At 70.0% G+C, this 15,205-nt stretch carries 16 protein-coding genes; 10 read left to right on the top strand and 6 right to left on the bottom strand.

What is annotated here, in order from left to right:
- Positions 1 to 35: 35 nt before the first annotated feature.
- Positions 36 to 1,991, top strand: a complete 1,956-nt coding sequence (locus AC3RX0_RS14740; RefSeq protein ID WP_491506744.1) for an FUSC family protein — start codon at positions 36 to 38, stop codon at positions 1,989 to 1,991.
- 39 nt (positions 1,992 to 2,030) lie between these two features.
- Here AC3RX0_RS14740 and AC3RX0_RS14735 read toward each other — a convergent pair whose 3' ends face one another.
- Together AC3RX0_RS14735 and AC3RX0_RS14730 are read right to left on the bottom strand one after the other, a co-directional pair.
- The gene (locus tag AC3RX0_RS14735; protein ID WP_491506743.1) at positions 2,031 to 2,798 is read right to left on the bottom strand and encodes an MBL fold metallo-hydrolase; all 768 of its coding nucleotides are present in this window, start codon (positions 2,796 to 2,798) and stop codon (positions 2,031 to 2,033) included.
- A gap of 122 nt (positions 2,799 to 2,920) precedes the next feature.
- Complete coding sequence (locus tag AC3RX0_RS14730) at positions 2,921 to 3,559, bottom strand: TetR/AcrR family transcriptional regulator (protein ID WP_491506742.1); 639 nt, start codon at positions 3,557 to 3,559, stop codon at positions 2,921 to 2,923.
- Between the two features lie 85 nt (positions 3,560 to 3,644).
- On the opposite strand from AC3RX0_RS14730, the gene AC3RX0_RS14725 reads away from it, so the two are divergent.
- From AC3RX0_RS14725 to AC3RX0_RS14690, 8 genes are all read left to right on the top strand, one after another.
- Positions 3,645 to 4,340 carry a DUF899 domain-containing protein gene (locus AC3RX0_RS14725; protein WP_491506741.1) on the top strand — a complete coding sequence of 232 codons (696 nt, stop codon included), beginning with the start codon at positions 3,645 to 3,647 and terminating at the stop codon, positions 4,338 to 4,340.
- A gap of 164 nt (positions 4,341 to 4,504) precedes the next feature.
- On the top strand, positions 4,505 to 5,743 hold the full coding sequence (locus AC3RX0_RS14720) for an extracellular solute-binding protein (RefSeq protein ID WP_491506740.1): 1,239 nt from the start codon (positions 4,505 to 4,507) through the stop codon (positions 5,741 to 5,743).
- 10 nt (positions 5,744 to 5,753) lie between these two features.
- Entirely contained in the window at positions 5,754 to 6,716 is a 963-nt protein-coding gene (locus tag AC3RX0_RS14715; RefSeq protein WP_491506739.1) for a carbohydrate ABC transporter permease, read from the top strand.
- Positions 6,713 to 7,606, top strand: a complete 894-nt coding sequence (locus AC3RX0_RS14710) for a carbohydrate ABC transporter permease (protein ID WP_491506738.1) — start codon at positions 6,713 to 6,715, stop codon at positions 7,604 to 7,606. The genes AC3RX0_RS14715 and AC3RX0_RS14710 overlap by 4 nt, the downstream gene beginning before the upstream one ends.
- A gap of 68 nt (positions 7,607 to 7,674) precedes the next feature.
- Positions 7,675 to 8,577 carry an amidohydrolase family protein gene (locus AC3RX0_RS14705; protein ID WP_491506737.1) on the top strand — a complete coding sequence of 301 codons (903 nt, stop codon included), beginning with the start codon at positions 7,675 to 7,677 and terminating at the stop codon, positions 8,575 to 8,577.
- 66 nt (positions 8,578 to 8,643) lie between these two features.
- Positions 8,644 to 8,961 (top strand): cupin domain-containing protein, encoded by a 318-nt coding sequence (locus AC3RX0_RS14700; protein WP_491506736.1) that lies wholly within the window; start codon positions 8,644 to 8,646, stop codon positions 8,959 to 8,961.
- Between the two features lie 103 nt (positions 8,962 to 9,064).
- The gene (locus tag AC3RX0_RS14695; RefSeq protein WP_491506735.1) at positions 9,065 to 10,072 is read left to right on the top strand and encodes a Dyp-type peroxidase; all 1,008 of its coding nucleotides are present in this window, start codon (positions 9,065 to 9,067) and stop codon (positions 10,070 to 10,072) included.
- 14 nt (positions 10,073 to 10,086) lie between these two features.
- Positions 10,087 to 10,881: a family 1 encapsulin nanocompartment shell protein gene (locus tag AC3RX0_RS14690; protein ID WP_491506734.1), complete on the top strand. Its 795-nt coding sequence runs from the start codon at positions 10,087 to 10,089 to the stop codon at positions 10,879 to 10,881.
- 9 nt (positions 10,882 to 10,890) lie between these two features.
- Here AC3RX0_RS14690 and AC3RX0_RS14685 read toward each other — a convergent pair whose 3' ends face one another.
- From AC3RX0_RS14685 to pip, 3 genes are all read right to left on the bottom strand, one after another.
- On the bottom strand, positions 10,891 to 11,295 hold the full coding sequence (locus AC3RX0_RS14685) for a VOC family protein (protein ID WP_491506733.1): 405 nt from the start codon (positions 11,293 to 11,295) through the stop codon (positions 10,891 to 10,893).
- A gap of 164 nt (positions 11,296 to 11,459) precedes the next feature.
- Positions 11,460 to 11,834: a DUF898 family protein gene (locus AC3RX0_RS14680; RefSeq protein WP_491506732.1), complete on the bottom strand. Its 375-nt coding sequence runs from the start codon at positions 11,832 to 11,834 to the stop codon at positions 11,460 to 11,462.
- Positions 11,835 to 11,936: 102 nt separating this feature from the next.
- Positions 11,937 to 12,878 (bottom strand): prolyl aminopeptidase, encoded by a 942-nt coding sequence (gene pip / locus AC3RX0_RS14675; protein WP_491506731.1) that lies wholly within the window; start codon positions 12,876 to 12,878, stop codon positions 11,937 to 11,939.
- Between the two features lie 71 nt (positions 12,879 to 12,949).
- On the opposite strand from pip, the gene AC3RX0_RS14670 reads away from it, so the two are divergent.
- A complete protein-coding gene (locus tag AC3RX0_RS14670) occupies positions 12,950 to 13,255 on the top strand; it encodes a hypothetical protein (protein ID WP_491506730.1) in 306 nt (101 codons plus the stop codon).
- Between the two features lie 161 nt (positions 13,256 to 13,416).
- Here the strand turns inward: AC3RX0_RS14670 and pgi are convergent, their stop codons facing one another.
- Entirely contained in the window at positions 13,417 to 15,096 is a 1,680-nt protein-coding gene (gene pgi, locus AC3RX0_RS14665) for a glucose-6-phosphate isomerase (protein WP_491506729.1), read from the bottom strand.
- Between the last annotated feature and the right edge of the window lie 109 nt (positions 15,097 to 15,205).

Below are 15,205 nucleotides of genomic sequence, written 5' to 3'. Positions count from 1 at the left end.
GATGGCGGTACGCCGACGCGGCATATGCTGTGGCCGTGTCCGCTCCGCCGAGATGGGTGCGCGAGCTCGCGCGCCAGCAGCACCTGCCCGTCCCCTGGATGAAGATGCTGCGGGTCGCGGTCGCCGTGGCGGCACCGGTCTCGATCGGGGCGGCGATCGGCCAGCTCGGACTCGGACTGCTCTGCTCGATCGGCGCCCTCGGCGGCAGCCTCGCCGATGCCGAGGGAACGGTGCGTTCGCGCATCCTGCGCGTCGCGTGGGCGACGACCGGCGGGCTTGTCGGCTTCATCGTCGGGGGCCTGGTCTTCGGGCACCCCGGCCTGACCGCGGCATCCATCATCGTCGGGGGCCTGGTCGCCGGAATCGTCAGCGTGCAGGGCGCGGTCGCGTCCGTCGCATCGCTGCAGTTCCTGATCTATCTGATCGTCGCGTCCGGCGCGGACTTCGGGCCGATCCCGCACTGGGTGCCGCCCGTGGGCTACGTGGTCGGATCGGCGTGGGCGCTGCTGCTGGCGCTGATCGAGAGCATCGGCTCGACGCAGAACACCGGTCGCGCCGCCGTCGCCGATGTGTACGCGCGGCTGGCCGACTACATGGCGGCCTGCGGCACCCCTGGCTCGGCAGAGGCTCGCAGCCGGCTCACCGTCGCGATGAACCGCGCGTACGAGAACGCGAGATCGTCGCGCGAGCATGCCGGCGGCAGCGACCGGCGCATCCGCCGGCAGGCCGCGTTCCTGAACGCGGCGACGCCGGTGATCGAGGCGACCACCGCACGCGCCGTGCAGGACACCCCCATCCCCGGCGAGGTCACGGCGTGGGTGGCCGACATGGCCGACCGCATCCGTCGCGCGGATCAGCCCGACTCCGACGACGTCCTGTACGTGCCGGTGCTCGCCGCGGACGAGTGGCGCGATCTGGCCGAGGGACTCGAAGCCGTCGACGAGCTCGCCCGGCACGCGCCGCGCTCGGGCGCGGTCGATGCGGGTCCCTCACCGATCACCCGCGCTATGCGCCTGCCGGGGGCAGCTCGCACGCGCACGTCGGCCCGCGAACGCGCGGCGATGGTGTGGGACGCGGTGGCGGGCGGTCCCGAGACCTGGATGCCGATCCTCAGGCTCGTGCTGTGTCTGGCCGCCGGCGAACTCGTCGCGGCGCTGGACCCGGTGCAGCGCCCGTACTGGATCGTCATGACGATCGCCGTCACGCTCAAGCCCGACTTCGGCAGCGTGTTCGCCCGCGCCGTGCAGCGTGGGATCGGCACAGTGCTCGGTGTGCTGATCGGCAGCGCCCTGCTCGCGCTGTCGCCCGGGCACGTCGTGCCCCTCGTCGCGATCGCCGTGTTCGCCGCGCTCATGCCGTTCGCCCAGCGGCGCAACTACGGCATGTTCACGACGTTCCTGACACCGGTGATCGTGCTGCTGCTCGACCTCGGCGCCGGCGGCGGGTTCGAGCTCGCAGTCGGGCGCGTCACCGACACCGCGATCGGCTGCGCGATCGTGCTGCTTGTGGGCTACCTGCCCTGGCCCGACACGTGGCGCTCCCGGCTGCGGTTCGGTCCCCGCATCGCGGGGGCGGCATCGGCCCTGGCCGCCTACATCCGCATCGGCCTGGGCGCGGCGCCCGGCACGCGCCAGGCTGTGCGCCGCCAGGCGTACCGGCAGCTGTCGGACCTGCGCACCGCGCTGCAGCAGGCCCTCAGCGAGCCGCCGCCGGTCAGCCGGGCCGCGGCAGGCTGGTGGCCGGTCATCGTCACGCTCGAACGCGCCGTCGACGCGACCACGGCTCTCATCGTGCACCGCGCCGACACGTCGGCCGATCCCGCCGAGGTCGAGCAGCTGGCGCAGGCGGCGATCGCGATCGGCGACGCCGCCCGGGACTCCGGCATCCCGATCCAGCCCCCGCTGCCACGCGACCCCGTCCTCGAGCCGCTCACGGCCGAGCTGCGCGCCGGACAGGCCGTGCTGCGGCGACTGAGCGGCCAGTCGGCATGAGCAGCAGCAGACACGGCACAGCGACGGCCGGCCGCCGGATCAGCGGCCCCGCACGACCTGCTGCAGGTGCTCGTGCATCTCGGCCATGCCGTCGTTGCCGATCCGCGGATCGTCCGCGTCGCCCGTGCGGATGACGGCATCGAGGTAGCGGCGGTCGGCGTCGAGGCGTTGCAGGGCGCCCGGGCCGACGTGCCCGTGGCCCGGGATGACGAACGTCGCGTGCGCGGCGATCGGCGCGAGCAGGTCGAGGGCCGTGAGGTACGCGTCCAGGTCGTCGGGGAAGAACGGCAGCGGCAGCTCGACATCGCTGAGCATGTCACCGGCGATCAGCACCCGCTGCCGCGGCAGCCACAGCGCCGTGTGGCCCGGCGCGTGGCCGTCGTGCACGATCGGCTCGATCTCGAACCCCGGCGGTGTCGAGCGCTCCGGGATCGCGTCGGGTGCGGCACTCACCCGCCCCATCAGGTCGACGAGGTCGGGCGGGAAGTCGCCGAGGAGGTCGACCAGGGCCATCCGCTCGGTGCGCGCGAGCGCGGCGGTGCGGGCCGAGGCCCAGCGCGGCGCGCCGCCGAAGCGGGGATGCCACAGCAGGTGGTCGTGGTGCGCGTGCGTCGCGAACCCGCCGACGACCTCGAGCCCGCGCTCGCCGAGATCGTCGGCGATGCGCTCGAGCTCGTCGGGCATCCACCCCGGGTCGACCAGCAGCGCTGAGCCGGCGGCCGCCAGGGTCGTCGAGTTCGTCAGCATCCTGCGGCTGGTCGCGACGAGGACCCCCGGGGCGACCTCGCGCATTCCGTCGGATGGCATGGCCTCCATCCTGCCCTGCTCGAGCTTGTCACCGCGTCAGGCCGGACGCTGATCCCCTCATCTTCCCGTCACCGAGCTCGAAACGCGGGCCTCGACGACGACTGCGTGCGAACCGGACGGTCTCAGCGGCCGCTGCCCGCCAGCAGCCCCGCGATCGCGGTGTCGACCGTGCGCTCGGCTGCGTCCTGCACGGCCTGCTCGGGCAGGCCGCGCAACGGGCCGCGCAGCCAGAGGCGGGCGAATCCGTGCACGGCCGACCAGCACGGCCACTCCGCCCCGGGGCGGTCTTCGGCGGCGAGTTCGCCGTCGTCGACCAGCGCGTCGAGGGCGGAGGTGAGAGCGACCAGGGGAGCGGGGAGAGTGGACGACTCGTCTCGCCGACGCTCGCCGGGCACAGATGGCTCGGGAGCGGCCGTGATCGTCGCGAAGGCGGTCTCGAACCAGCCGGGCTCTTCGCGGGCGAACGCAATGTAGCCGAGTCCTACCGCGCGCAACCGCTCGCGGCCGGTCGCGGCATCCGGCTCGAACGCGCGCATCCGCGCCGCCATCGCCTCGCGGATGCGGTCGGCCACGGCGGCGGCCAGCGCGTCGCGGTCGGCGAAGTGCCGGTACGCGGCGCTCGCCGAGACCCCGACGCGTCGCGTCGCGTCGCGCAGGGTCAGCGCGCCCTCGCCGCCGGAACGGGCCAGGTCGAGCCCTGCGGCGATGAGGGCCTCGCGCAGATTGCCGTGGTGGTAATGCTCACGGGCGGGCTCCGGCATCCATCTCCCCCTTGACGCGCGTCGCGGAATGTGTACGCTGTCAACATATCATGTCAGCGCCGTTGACATTCCCCTGGAGGACCTCATGGCCACTGCACTGCCTCCCATCGTCGACCCCGACACCTGGCGCGCCGAACTCGCCGCACTGCGGGTGCGCGAGAAGGCGGCCACGCGCGAGCTCGACGCGATCGCCGCAGCGCGTCGGCGGCTGCCGATGGTCAAGCTGCCCGACTACACGCTCGTGGGCGAGACCGGGCCGGTGCGCCTGGTCGACGTCTTCGACGGCACGTCGCAGCTGATCACGTATCACCACATGTGGCACGCGGGCGCCGAGTGGCAGTGCCCGGGATGCACGGGATTCACCGCCCAATACACGCGCCTCGACTTCCTGGGCAGCTACGATGCACGGTTCGTCGTCGTCACGCAGGGCGAGATCGGCGAGGCGCTCGCGTACCGAGACAAGGTCGGCAACCGGATGGAGTGGTACTCCACCGCGGGCAGCCCGTTCGGGGCCGACATGGACGCGCCGGTCGACGGCGGCTTCGCCGTGAATGTCTTCCTGCGCGACGGCGACGACGTCTACCGCACGTGGCACACGAACGGGCGTGGCACCGAGCAGATCACGCAGACATTCCCGCTGATCGACCTGCTGCCGTACGGTCGCCAGGAGGAATGGCAGGACGTTCCCGACGGGTGGCCGCAGGCACCGACCTACAGCGGCTGGGGCACCGCCCAGGATGTCGCGCGCCTGTACGGACCGGGGTCGGGGCACCTCGACTGACGCGGCGAGCGCCTGCCCGTCCGCGGACGATCCGCTGGCCGAGGTCCTGTATAACGAAATCGTAACGGTAGTTTGCTAGGGGTCCTTCCAATCGCCCAGAATGTGTCTGACAACGTCGTCTCGGAATCCTCTGCGGCGGCGGAACATCGGGAACGAGGATCTCAATGAAGACATCACTGCGCTGGGTCGCGGTGGCGGGCACAGCCGCCGTCGCGAGCGCCACGCTGGCCGGTTGCGGTTTCGGCGGCGGTGGCAATGCCGGCGGCAACAGTCAGTCGCTCGACCTCATGGTCGCGAGCTACTCGGACAACACCAAGGCCGAATGGCAGCAGATCATCAAGGACTTCGAGGCCCAGAACAAGGGCATCACCGTCAACCTCGACGTGGAGTCGTGGAACGACATCAACAACGTCATCAAGACGCGGATCCAGGCGGGCAAGCAGCCCGACATCCTGAACATCGACGCCTTCGCCGGCTTCGCCTCGGACAAGCTGCTCTATCCGGCCGATGAGATCGTGTCGCCGCAGACGCTCGCCGACTTCCAGCCGTCCTTCGTCCAGAACGCGTCGATCGGCGGCACCCAGTGGGGTCTGCCGTTCATCGCGTCGGCCCGAGCCCTGTTCTACAACAAGGACATGTTCACCAAGGCCGGCATCAGCGCCCCGCCGAAGACCTGGGCCGAGATGGAGTCGGACGCCGCCAAGCTCAAGAAGTCCGGCGTCACACCGTACGGCATGCCGCTGGGCAGTGAAGAGGCCCAGGCCGAGACCGCCATCTGGTTCTACGGAGGGGGCGGCGGCTATGGCGACGCCTCCAAGCTGACGATCGACAGCCCGCAGAACGTCGCGGCGGCCGGCGAGATGCAGAAGTTCATCAAGCAGGGGTGGACGCAGGCCAACCCCGGTTCGACCGACCGCACACCGCTGCTGAACGTCTTCATCCAGGGCAAGATCGCCATGCAGGTCGGCCTGCCGCCGATCGTCGGCCAGATCAAGGACAAGAACCCGAGCCTCAACTACGCGATCGCACCCATCGCGACCAAGGACGGGTCGCCGTTCACGTTGGGCGTGGCCGACCATCTGATGGCGTTCAAGAACAAGGTCGACAAGAAGTCGGCGATCAAGAAGTTCCTCGACTACTTCTACTCCGCGGACGTCTACACGAAGTGGGTGACCGAAGAGGGCTTCCTGCCGACGACCAAGTCGGGCGCATCGGCGATGGGCTCGGACGCGGCGATCAAGCCGTTCCTCGACCTGCTGCCCTCGGCCAAGTTCTACCCGTCGACGAACCCGAACTGGTCGGCCGCGCAGGGCGCGATCCAGGCGCAGATCGGCCAGCTCGGCCAGGGCGCCGACCCTGCCGCGCTGCTGAAGTCCATCCAGGCCAAGGCCGACGGGCAGTGACCCCGCGCCGATGAGCCAGCTCACTGCAACGACCGGGGTGGGTGCGTCCGCGCGCCGCGCCCGCCCCGGCGGCCCCTCCTCGTACCGGTCCCGAGGCGGTGCCGCCGACCTCTGGCACGCCGTCCCCTGGACCGCGCCCGCGCTGATCCTGATCTTCGGGATCGTGCTATTCCCCGCCGGCTACATGGTCTTCAACTCGACGCGCAGGATCTCGGTCGCCGGCGTCGACCATGGGCCGGTGGGCATGGCGAACTACCTGACCGTGCTCGCCCGCCCCGAGTTGCCCGGCATCCTGCTGAACTCGCTGGTGTGGGTCGCTGTGGTGGTGGCCCTGACGGTCGTCATCTCGCTGGCCCTGGCGAACTTCCTGAACAAGAACTTCCCCGGCCGGCGCTGGGTGCGCATGGCCATCATCATCCCGTGGGCCTCGAGTGTCGTGATGACCACGACGGTGTTCGTCTACGGCCTCGACCCGTTCTACGGCATCATCAACAAGTTCCTCGTCGACGTGCACATCCTGGCGCAGCCGTTCGGGTTCACGAAAGAGCCGCTGCCGGCGTTCCTGTCGTCGATCGCGATCGCGATCTTCGTCTCGCTGCCGTTCACGACGTACACCCTGCTGGCCGGGCACGCCGGCATCCCGGACGAGATGATGGAGGCCGCGAAGATGGACGGCGCGGGACCCGTCCGGGCGTATTTCGGCGTGACGCTGCCGAACCTGCGCAGCGCCATCGCCCTGGCGAGCCTGATCAACATCATCAACGTGTTCAACTCGCTGCCGATCCTGAAGCTCATGACCGGATCGATCCCCGGTTACAAGGCCGACACGACGACGACGTACATGTTCAAGCTGCTGCAGAACGAGCAGCGCGTCGACCTGTCCAGTGCCCTGGGTGTGATCAACTTCCTGATCGTGCTGATCGTGGTCGCCCTGTACCTGTGGATCGTCAAGCCCATGAAGGACGTGTCATGACCGCCGCCCCCGCTGCCGTCGCGACGGTGACGGCACGACGCCCCCGCCGTCGCGGGTTGGATGCCTCACCCGCCCGCATGGCGGGCCGGATCGTCGCCGGGATCATCATCGCCGTCGTCTTCCTGATCCCGTACCTGATCATGCTCGTCGGCTCGTTCAAGAGCCGCAACAACATCCTCACGGTGCCGCCGACGTATCTGCCGACCACGTGGCATCCCGAGAACTACCTCACGATGTGGTCGACGCCCGAGACCCCGCTGCCGCTGAACATGATCTCGACGATCGTGATCTCGGTGTTCGCGACGGTGCTCGTGCTCGTGGTCTGCGTGCCGGCGGCCTACTACACCGCCCGGTTCCGGTTCCCAGGGCGCGGCGTGTTCCTCTTCCTCGTGATCGTGACGCAGATGCTGCAGCCGACCGTGCTGGCGACGGGTCTGTTCAAAGAGATGGCCGCGATCGGCATCAACGACACGTGGCTGGCGATGATCCTCATCAACGCGGCGTTCAACCTGGCGTTCGCGATCTGGATCATGCACAACTTCTTCGCCGGCGTCCCCAAAGAGGTCGACGAGGCCGCGCAGATCGACGGCGCGGGCAAATGGGCGGTGCTGTTCCGGGTGCAGCTGCCGCTCGTGTGGCCGGGCATCGTCACCGCGATCGTGTACACGTTCGTGGCCTCGTGGAACGAGTTCGCGGCATCCCTCGTCATCCTCTCCACAGACGCGAACCAGCCGCTGTCGGTCGCGCTGACGAAGTTCGTCGGGCAGTACGACGCGGCGTGGCAGTATGTGTTCGGCGTCTCGATCGTGGCGATCGTGCCCGTCGTCATCCTTTTCATGCTGATCGAGAAGCGGCTCGTGGGGGGCCTCACCGCCGGCAGCATCAAGTAGGACGCGCCGCCGGGCCCGGCCGCTCGCCTCGCGCGGCGCCGGGCCCGGCGGGTGCCTAGTGTGGAGGCATGCAGACCACCCCGGGACCGCGTGGCGACGACGAGATCCCTGCTTATCTGCGCGCCCTCGGCGTGCCGGGCATCGTCGACGTGCACGTGCACTTCATGCCGCAGAACGTGCTCGAGAAGGTCTGGGCGTTCTTCGACCGGCTCGGCGACGGCGACGGCCGGGACCTGTGGGGCATCGCCTACCGCACGGGCGACGAGGAGCGCGTCGCGATCCTCGATCGGATCGGGGTGATCGCCTACCCGACCCTGAACTATGCGCATCGTCCCGGCATGGCCGCGTGGCTGAACGGCTACTCCCGCGACTTCGCGGCGCTCCACCCCCGGGTCGTGCCCTCGGGGACGTTCTACGCCGAGGAGTCCGCGACCGCCGACGCGGAGTCCGCTCTGGCGTACGGCGCGCGGATCTTCAAGATCCACGTGCAGGTCGGTGGGTTCGCGCCCGACGACCCGATCCTCGACGGTGCGTGGTCGGCGCTCGAGGCCGCCGCTGTCCCCGCCGTCGTGCACTGCGGATCCGGACCGCACTCGGGCCGCTACACGGGTCCAGACCGGATGGCGGAGCTTCTGCGCCGGCATCCCGACCTGCCCCTGATCATCGCCCACGCCGGCCTGCCCGAGTACGCGGCCTTCACCGATCTCGCCGAGCGGTATCCCGGAGTGTGCCTGGACACGACCATGGTCTGCACGGATTACGTGCGCGCCATCGCCCCGGTGCCGGCAGAGGTGCTGGCGCGCTGGCGGCGCATGCCCGACAAGCTCGTGCTGGGCACCGATTTTCCGAACATCCCGTACCCGTACGCGCATCAGATCACCGCGCTGGCGGATCTCGGCTTCGGCGACGACTGGATGCGTGCGGTGCTGTGGGAGAACGGCGCCAGGCTCATGCGCGTGCCCGTGCCGTGACCCGCGTGCCCGTGCCGTGACCCGCGACCCGGAGCCCGCGCCCCGAATCGACGGGAGGATGGTGACATGGGAATGACCGCTCTTGAGAATGTGGACGCGCTCGTCGCCATCGAACCGGGCAGGCGCACGTCGCAGCTCGCGCTGGCGGCCGACGGGGCCCGGGTCGTGGTGTTCGGTTTCGACACCGGCGCTGAGCTGACCGAGCACACGGCACCCGGCCCGATCCTGGTGCAGGTACTCGAAGGGCGCCTCGCGTTCACCGCCGGCGACGTGACGAAAGAGCTCGCACCGGGCGGCCTGCTGCACCTGGACGCGCGCATCCCGCATTCCGTCCGGGCCCTCGAGCCGTCGAAGATGATGCTGACGATCATCCGCCGCGACTGAGGTCGGCGGCGTCTGCGCGCACGCGCACACCGGCCCCCGGCATCCCGCGCACCGCACCTGCACCCCATTGCCCAACCCTCGAGCGGCGTGGTGAGATCGGATCATGGTGACGCAGCAGGTCGTGGCCCCGCCCGCGCGGGCCGCGGTGTTCCTCGTGCTCACCGTCGCACCGGGTGCCGAGGCGGACGTGCGCGACGCTCTCACCGAGATCTCCGGTCTGACCCGGGCGGTCTCGTTCCGGCGGCCCGAAGACGGCCTGAACTGCGTGATCGGCATCGGCGCCGACGCCTGGGAGCGGCTGTTCGACCTGCCCAAGCCGGCGCTGCTGCACCCGTTCGAGCCGCTGCGCGGCACGCGGCACACGGCACCCGCCACGCCGGGCGACCTGCTCGTGCATCTGCGGGCGAAGCAGATGGATCTGTGCTTCGAGCTCGCGCACCTGATCACCGACCGGCTGGGCGCCGCGGCGACCGTGGTCGACGAGGTGCACGGCTTCCGCTATTTCGACGAGCGCGATCTGCTCGGCTTCGTCGACGGCACCGAGAACCCCGAGGGGACGGCGGCGACCGACGCCGTCCTGATCGGCGACGAGGATCCGCTCTACACCGGCGGCAGTTACGTCATCGTGCAGAAGTACGTGCACGACCTGGTGGCGTGGGGCGCACTGTCGGTCGAAGAGCAGGAACGCGCGTTCGGGCGCAGCAAGCTCGACGACGTCGAGATGCCCGACGCGGTCAAGCCCGCCGACTCGCACGTCGCGCTGAACACGATCGAGGATCCGGACGGCACCGAGCACCAGATCCTGCGCGACAACATGCCGTTCGGCAGCGTCGCGACCGGTGAGTTCGGCACCTACTTCATCGGGTACGCGGGCGACGTCGGCGTCATCGAGCAGATGCTGCGCAACATGTTCCTCGGCACCGGCGAGGCGACCCACGACCGCATCCTCGACTTCTCCACCGCGCTGACCGGGGGCCTGTTCTTCGTGCCCACGGTGGACTTCCTCGACGACCCGCCGGCAGCCGACGCCCAGGCAGAAGCTGCGGCGGGGGTCGAGGCATCCATCGCCCCGGACGCAAGTCTGGGCATCGGCGGATTGAAGACACGCTGACAGAAGGGCTCGACATGGACAACCTGCATCGCGAACTCGCGCCGGTCTCGGCCGCGGCCTGGGCCCAGATCGCCGAAGAGGCCGAGCGCACCTTCCGCGCGCGCATCGCCGGTCGGCGGGTCGTGGACGTGCCGGATGCCGCGGGCCCGGCGCTGTCGGCGGTCGGCACCGGGCATGTCTCGGCGATCGACGCGCCCGTCGACGGAGTGCACGCGCGGCGGCGGGACGTGCTGCCGCTGGTCGAGCTGCGGGTGCCGTTCACGGTGACGCGCGCAGCCGTCGACGACGTGGAGCGCGGCGCCGCGGATTCGGACTGGCAGCCGGTGAAGGATGCCGCAGAGCAGCTCGCGACCGCGGAGGATCGGATCGTCTTCGCCGGGGCGGCGGGCATGACCGGGATCGGCCGTGCGAGCTCGAACCCCACGGTGGCGCTGCCGGCCGACGTGCAGGAGATGCCGGCCGCGGTCGCCCGCGGGCTCACGACGCTGCGGATGGCCGGCGTCGCCGGGCCGTACGCGCTGCTGCTGTCGAGCGACCTGTACACGGCTGCGACCGAGTCCGTCGACCACGGCTACCCGGTGATCGGCCACCTGGAGCGCATCGTCGGCGATGGGGGCAGCATCGTGTTCGCCCCGGCGCTGACCGGCGCGCTGCTGGTCACGCTGCGCGGCGGCGACTACACGCTGCAGCTCGGGCAGGACGTGTCGATCGGCTACCTCTCGCACGACGACGAGACCGTGACGCTCTACCTGCAGGAGTCGCTGGCGTTCCTGGTGAACACGCCCGAGGCGAGCGTCGTCATCGGGTGAGGGCACCCGTCACTCGGCGGACAGGCGCGCCTCGGGGATCGTCGGCTCGAACAGCTCGACCGGGTTGCCGGACGGGTCCTCGACGAGGATCTGACGGCCGCCGACACCGGTGACGATGTCGTTGCGGAACCGCACGCCGCGGCTGCGCAGTTCGGCGACCAGGCCGTCGAGGTCGGTCACCTCGAGGCTGAAGCGGTTCCATCCGCCGGGCGCGGGCACGGTGCCGTCCGGCATGGCCTGCCCGCCGCCGGGTCCGCCACCGGGGGCCGAGAGAACCAGCCTCAGATCGCCGCGCGCCAGCATCGCGAAGGCCGGCGCCGGATGCATCACCTCGTCGAACCCGAGCGCGCCCGTGTAGAACGCGATCGCCGCATCCACGTCGTGCACGATGTATCGCACGCTCACCGCAGCCATGAGGCCTCCTCGCCGCGCGGACTCGTCCCCCGCCCCACGATACGTCCGTTCTCGCCGGCGCTGTACCCTCGCGGGTCGGGGATGTGCGAATGGGCTGTCGGGTGGGGGATGCCGCTACCGTCGGGCGAACTGGTCGGTGGCGCGGGCGACCAGTTCCAGCGGAATCACTTGCCGACGGGGTCGAGCTCCTGGTGCTCGACGATCCATTTTGTCAGCCGGGGTGTGACCCAGAAGCTGTAGATGCCGATCGTGATGACGCAGAGCAGAAGCCACTTGATCCACATCCCAAACAGGCCCGGTGCGGTTCCGGTGAAACGCAGCCGCTGTCCGTTGATGAACGTGTGCTTGGTCTTCCAACGGTAGGTCATCACGACAGCCCACGGATAACAGATTCCGAGCGTCAGAAGGGTGACGAAGAATCCGCCCAGGCACACGCCGAGCCATGTGGCGGCGCCGCCATCGAAACCCCATTGAAGTTGCGGCAGTCGACCCGATGCTGAGTCATACGGCTGCGTAACGGTGACAGGGGTGTCCGACATGCGATCCTCCGAGATCTGAGAGTGCGATGGTCGTCGTCGTTGACGACCTCACCCAACTATCGGCGCGGGGGTCGGCATGCGTTAGGGCGGAGCGGCAGGGGGCTACGGTCGGGCGAACTGGTCGGTGGCGCGGGCGACCAGTTCCATCATCTCGGGGCCGCCGTGCCCCTCGGTCTCGACGATGTGCAGGCGGCTGCCGGGCCACGCGCGGTGCAGGCGCCACGCGGTGATCGCCGGACCGCTCACATCGTGCCGGCCGTGGATGAGCACGCCGGGGATGCCGCCGAGCTGATACGCACGGTTCAGGATCCGGTCCGGCCCGTTGAGGAATCCGTCGTGCGCCCAGTAGTGCGTGACCAGGGTGGCGAACACCTGCCGCTGTCGAGGGTCCTCGTGCAACGGTCCGGGGGACCGCAGGGGATCGAGGGACACGTGCGTCGCCTCCCAGGCATCCCAGTCATCCGCGGCGCGGGCGCGCACCTGCGGATCGCCATCCCGCAGCAGCCGAGCGTACGCCTCGACCACCCGCTCGCCCGGCCGGCGGACGGAGGCGAACGCATCCCATGCTTCGGGGAAGACGGCGCCGACCGTCTCGGTGATCCAGTCGACCTCTTCGTGGCTCGTCGTGGTCACCGCGGCCACGATCACCTCGGTCACCCGATCGGGATGGGCGAGGGCATACGCGAGGGCGAGGGTCGACCCCCACGACACTCCGTAGACGAGCCAGCGGTCGATGCCGAGGTGCTCGCGCACGGCCTCGAGGTCGGCGATGAGCGCCGCGGTCGTGTTGTCGTCGAGGTGTGCGAGATCGTCGATCGCGAGCGGACGGCTGCGGCCGCACCCGCGCTGCTCGACGCCGACGACGCGGTACAGACCCGGGTCGAACTGCCGGCGGTAGCCGCCCCGGCCGAGCCCGCCGCCCGGCCCGCCGTGCAGATAGAGGGCGGGCCGTCCGTCGGGTGCCCCCGATTGCTCCCAGTAGATCTCGGCCCCGTCGGGCCGGTTCACCCATCCGTGCGCGTGCGGTTCGATCGGCGGATACACGTCCGCGAGCCTATCCCCGTCCGCCCGCTCGGCCCGGGAACCGAGCGGCTTCCACCGGCTCGGCCACAGATGTGAACAGCGTACACATCAGGGGAGCGGATCATGATCACCGCAACGCCGGCAGCCCCGACGACGGATGCCGCCACCGAGGTCGGCGAGTCGACATCGGCGATCTCAGCGACTCGCGGGCGCGGCTCGCCGATCGGCTCGCCCTGCGGATCGGCCTGCGGCTCGTGCAGCATGCGCAGCTGCGCGTTCGGCGACTGGCCGAGCGGGGCGTCGTCGTGCAGCAGGCCGCCGTGCGCGAGGCGACGGCTGCAGAGCAGTACGAATCCCTCAGGCAGCACGCCTACACGATGATGCTCTACCACGGGTGAGCCGCGCCTCGCCGCGCGTGCCCGCGAGGGTACAGCTGGTCGGCGAGGGTGCGGGCGGATCCCCTACCCTCGCCCGGGAGTTGTGCCCTCACCGACCGAGGGCGTCACACGAGACCGAGGGCGACGAGCGAGAGCGAGGGCGTCGGGCGGGACCGCCTCGGTCAGTCCCGGTGCGCGCGGTAGTAGGCGAGCAGCGATCGGGTCGACGGGTCCTGGGCGGCCACGGCATCCTGATCCCCCTCGATCGCCGGCGCGATCTGCAGCGCGAGCTGCTTGCCCAGCTCCACTCCCCACTGGTCGAACGAGTTGATGCCCCACACGGTGCCCTCGGTGAACGTGATGTGCTCGTACAGCGCGATCAGCTCGCCGAGCACCCGGGGCGTCAGCGCCGGGCCGAAGATCGACGTCGTCGGACGGTTGCCGCTGAACGTGCGCGCCGCCACGAGCGGGCCGGTCGTGCCCTCGGCCTCGACCTCTTCGGCCGTCTTGCCGAACGCGAGCGCCTTGGTCTGGGCGAGGAAGTTGGCCAGGAACAGCCCGTGCACGTCGCGGTCGCCGTCCTTCAGCGGATACGCGGGGTTCGCGAACGCGATGAAATCGGCCGGGATCAGGCGCGTCCCCTGGTGGAGCAGCTGATAGAACGCGTGCTGCCCGTTCGTGCCCGGCTCGCCCCAGAACACTTCACCGGTGTCGGTGACCACTGGCGACCCGTCCCAGCGCACGGACTTGCCGTTCGACTCCATCGTGAGCTGCTGCAGATACGCCGGGAAACGGTGCAGCAGCTGCGCGTACGGCAGCACCGCGTGCGACTGGGCGCCCAGCAGGTTGTTGTACCAGACGTTGAGCAGGCCCATCAGCACCGGCACGTTCCGGTCGAGCGGGGTGGATGCCACGTGCACGTCGACCGCGTGGAACCCGGCCAGCAGCTCCTCGAACGCGTCGGGGCCGAGTGCGAGCTCGAGCGACAGGCCGATCGCCGAGTCCACGGAATACCGGCCGCCGACCCAGTCCCAGAACCCGAACGCATTGGCCGGGTCGATGCCGAAGTCGGCCACCTTGTCGAGCGCCGTCGAGACCGCCACGAAGTGGTGGGCCACGGCATCCTTCTTCGCGTCGTCGGACCCGTCGATCGCACCGGCCGTCCGCAGGCCCGCCCACAGCCAGTCGCGGGCCAGGCGCGCGTTCGTGAGCGTCTCGAGCGTCGTGAACGTCTTGGATGCCACGATGAACAGCGTGGTCTCGGGGTCGAGGTCGGCCGTCGTCTGGGCAAGGTCTGTGGGGTCGATGTTCGAGATGAACCGTGCCCCGATACCGGCGTCCGTGTAGGGCTTGAGCGCTTCGTAGGCCATGACGGGGCCGAGGTCCGACCCGCCGATCCCGATGTTGACCACGTGCGTGACCTTCTTGCCGGTCACGCCCTTCCAGTCGCCCGAGCGCACCCGGTCGGCGAACGCGCGCATGCGGCCGAGCACCTCGTGCACGTCGTGGTCGACGTCCTGCCCGTCCACGACGAGCTCGGGCGTCGCGTCCGTCGGGCGGCGCAGGGCCGTGTGCAGCACGGCACGGTCCTCGGTCGTGTTGATGTGAACGCCCGCGAGCATCTGCGCGAACCGCTCGGCGACGCCGGTCTGCTCGCCCAGGCGCACGAGCGAGGCGAGGATGCCGTCGGTCACGAGGTTCTTCGACAGGTCGACGTGCAGATCGGCCAGCTCGAACGAGAACCGCGCCGCGCGGTCGGGATCGGCGGCGAACCAGCCGCGCAGATCGGGTGTCAGCTGCGCTTTGTGCTGCAGAAGTTCGGCCCAGGCGGACGTGGTCGAGGGATCGATCGGAGCGCTCATGGCTCCACGCTAGTCGCGTCGGGGGCGGGTGTGCGGCCTGCGAATGCCTGCCGGAGCGAGCATCGACTGTCTCCTCGCGTGAAGCGAGGAGATCTCACGAGACGAGGAT

The organism is Microbacterium sp. W1-4-2, assembly GCF_058349885.2.
Note: the sequence above shows the minus strand (reverse complement) of the source record. Positions and strands in the feature narration are given on the sequence as shown.

Coding starts and splice junctions, on each gene's coding strand:
- AC3RX0_RS14710 (WP_491506738.1), top strand. CDS start 6,713: ATGACCGCCGCCCCCGCTGCCGTCGCGACGGTGACGGCACGACGCCCC.
- AC3RX0_RS14705 (WP_491506737.1), top strand. CDS start 7,675: ATGCAGACCACCCCGGGACCGCGTGGCGACGACGAGATCCCTGCTTAT.
- AC3RX0_RS14690 (WP_491506734.1), top strand. CDS start 10,087: ATGGACAACCTGCATCGCGAACTCGCGCCGGTCTCGGCCGCGGCCTGG.
- AC3RX0_RS14685 (WP_491506733.1), bottom strand. CDS start 11,295: ATGGCTGCGGTGAGCGTGCGATACATCGTGCACGACGTGGATGCGGCG.
- AC3RX0_RS14730 (WP_491506742.1), bottom strand. CDS start 3,559: ATGCCGGAGCCCGCCCGTGAGCATTACCACCACGGCAATCTGCGCGAG.
- AC3RX0_RS14720 (WP_491506740.1), top strand. CDS start 4,505: ATGAAGACATCACTGCGCTGGGTCGCGGTGGCGGGCACAGCCGCCGTC.
- AC3RX0_RS14700 (WP_491506736.1), top strand. CDS start 8,644: ATGGGAATGACCGCTCTTGAGAATGTGGACGCGCTCGTCGCCATCGAA.
- pgi (WP_491506729.1), bottom strand. CDS start 15,096: ATGAGCGCTCCGATCGATCCCTCGACCACGTCCGCCTGGGCCGAACTT.
- AC3RX0_RS14725 (WP_491506741.1), top strand. CDS start 3,645: ATGGCCACTGCACTGCCTCCCATCGTCGACCCCGACACCTGGCGCGCC.
- AC3RX0_RS14680 (WP_491506732.1), bottom strand. CDS start 11,834: ATGTCGGACACCCCTGTCACCGTTACGCAGCCGTATGACTCAGCATCG.
- AC3RX0_RS14735 (WP_491506743.1), bottom strand. CDS start 2,798: ATGCCATCCGACGGAATGCGCGAGGTCGCCCCGGGGGTCCTCGTCGCG.
- AC3RX0_RS14695 (WP_491506735.1), top strand. CDS start 9,065: ATGGTGACGCAGCAGGTCGTGGCCCCGCCCGCGCGGGCCGCGGTGTTC.
- AC3RX0_RS14715 (WP_491506739.1), top strand. CDS start 5,754: ATGAGCCAGCTCACTGCAACGACCGGGGTGGGTGCGTCCGCGCGCCGC.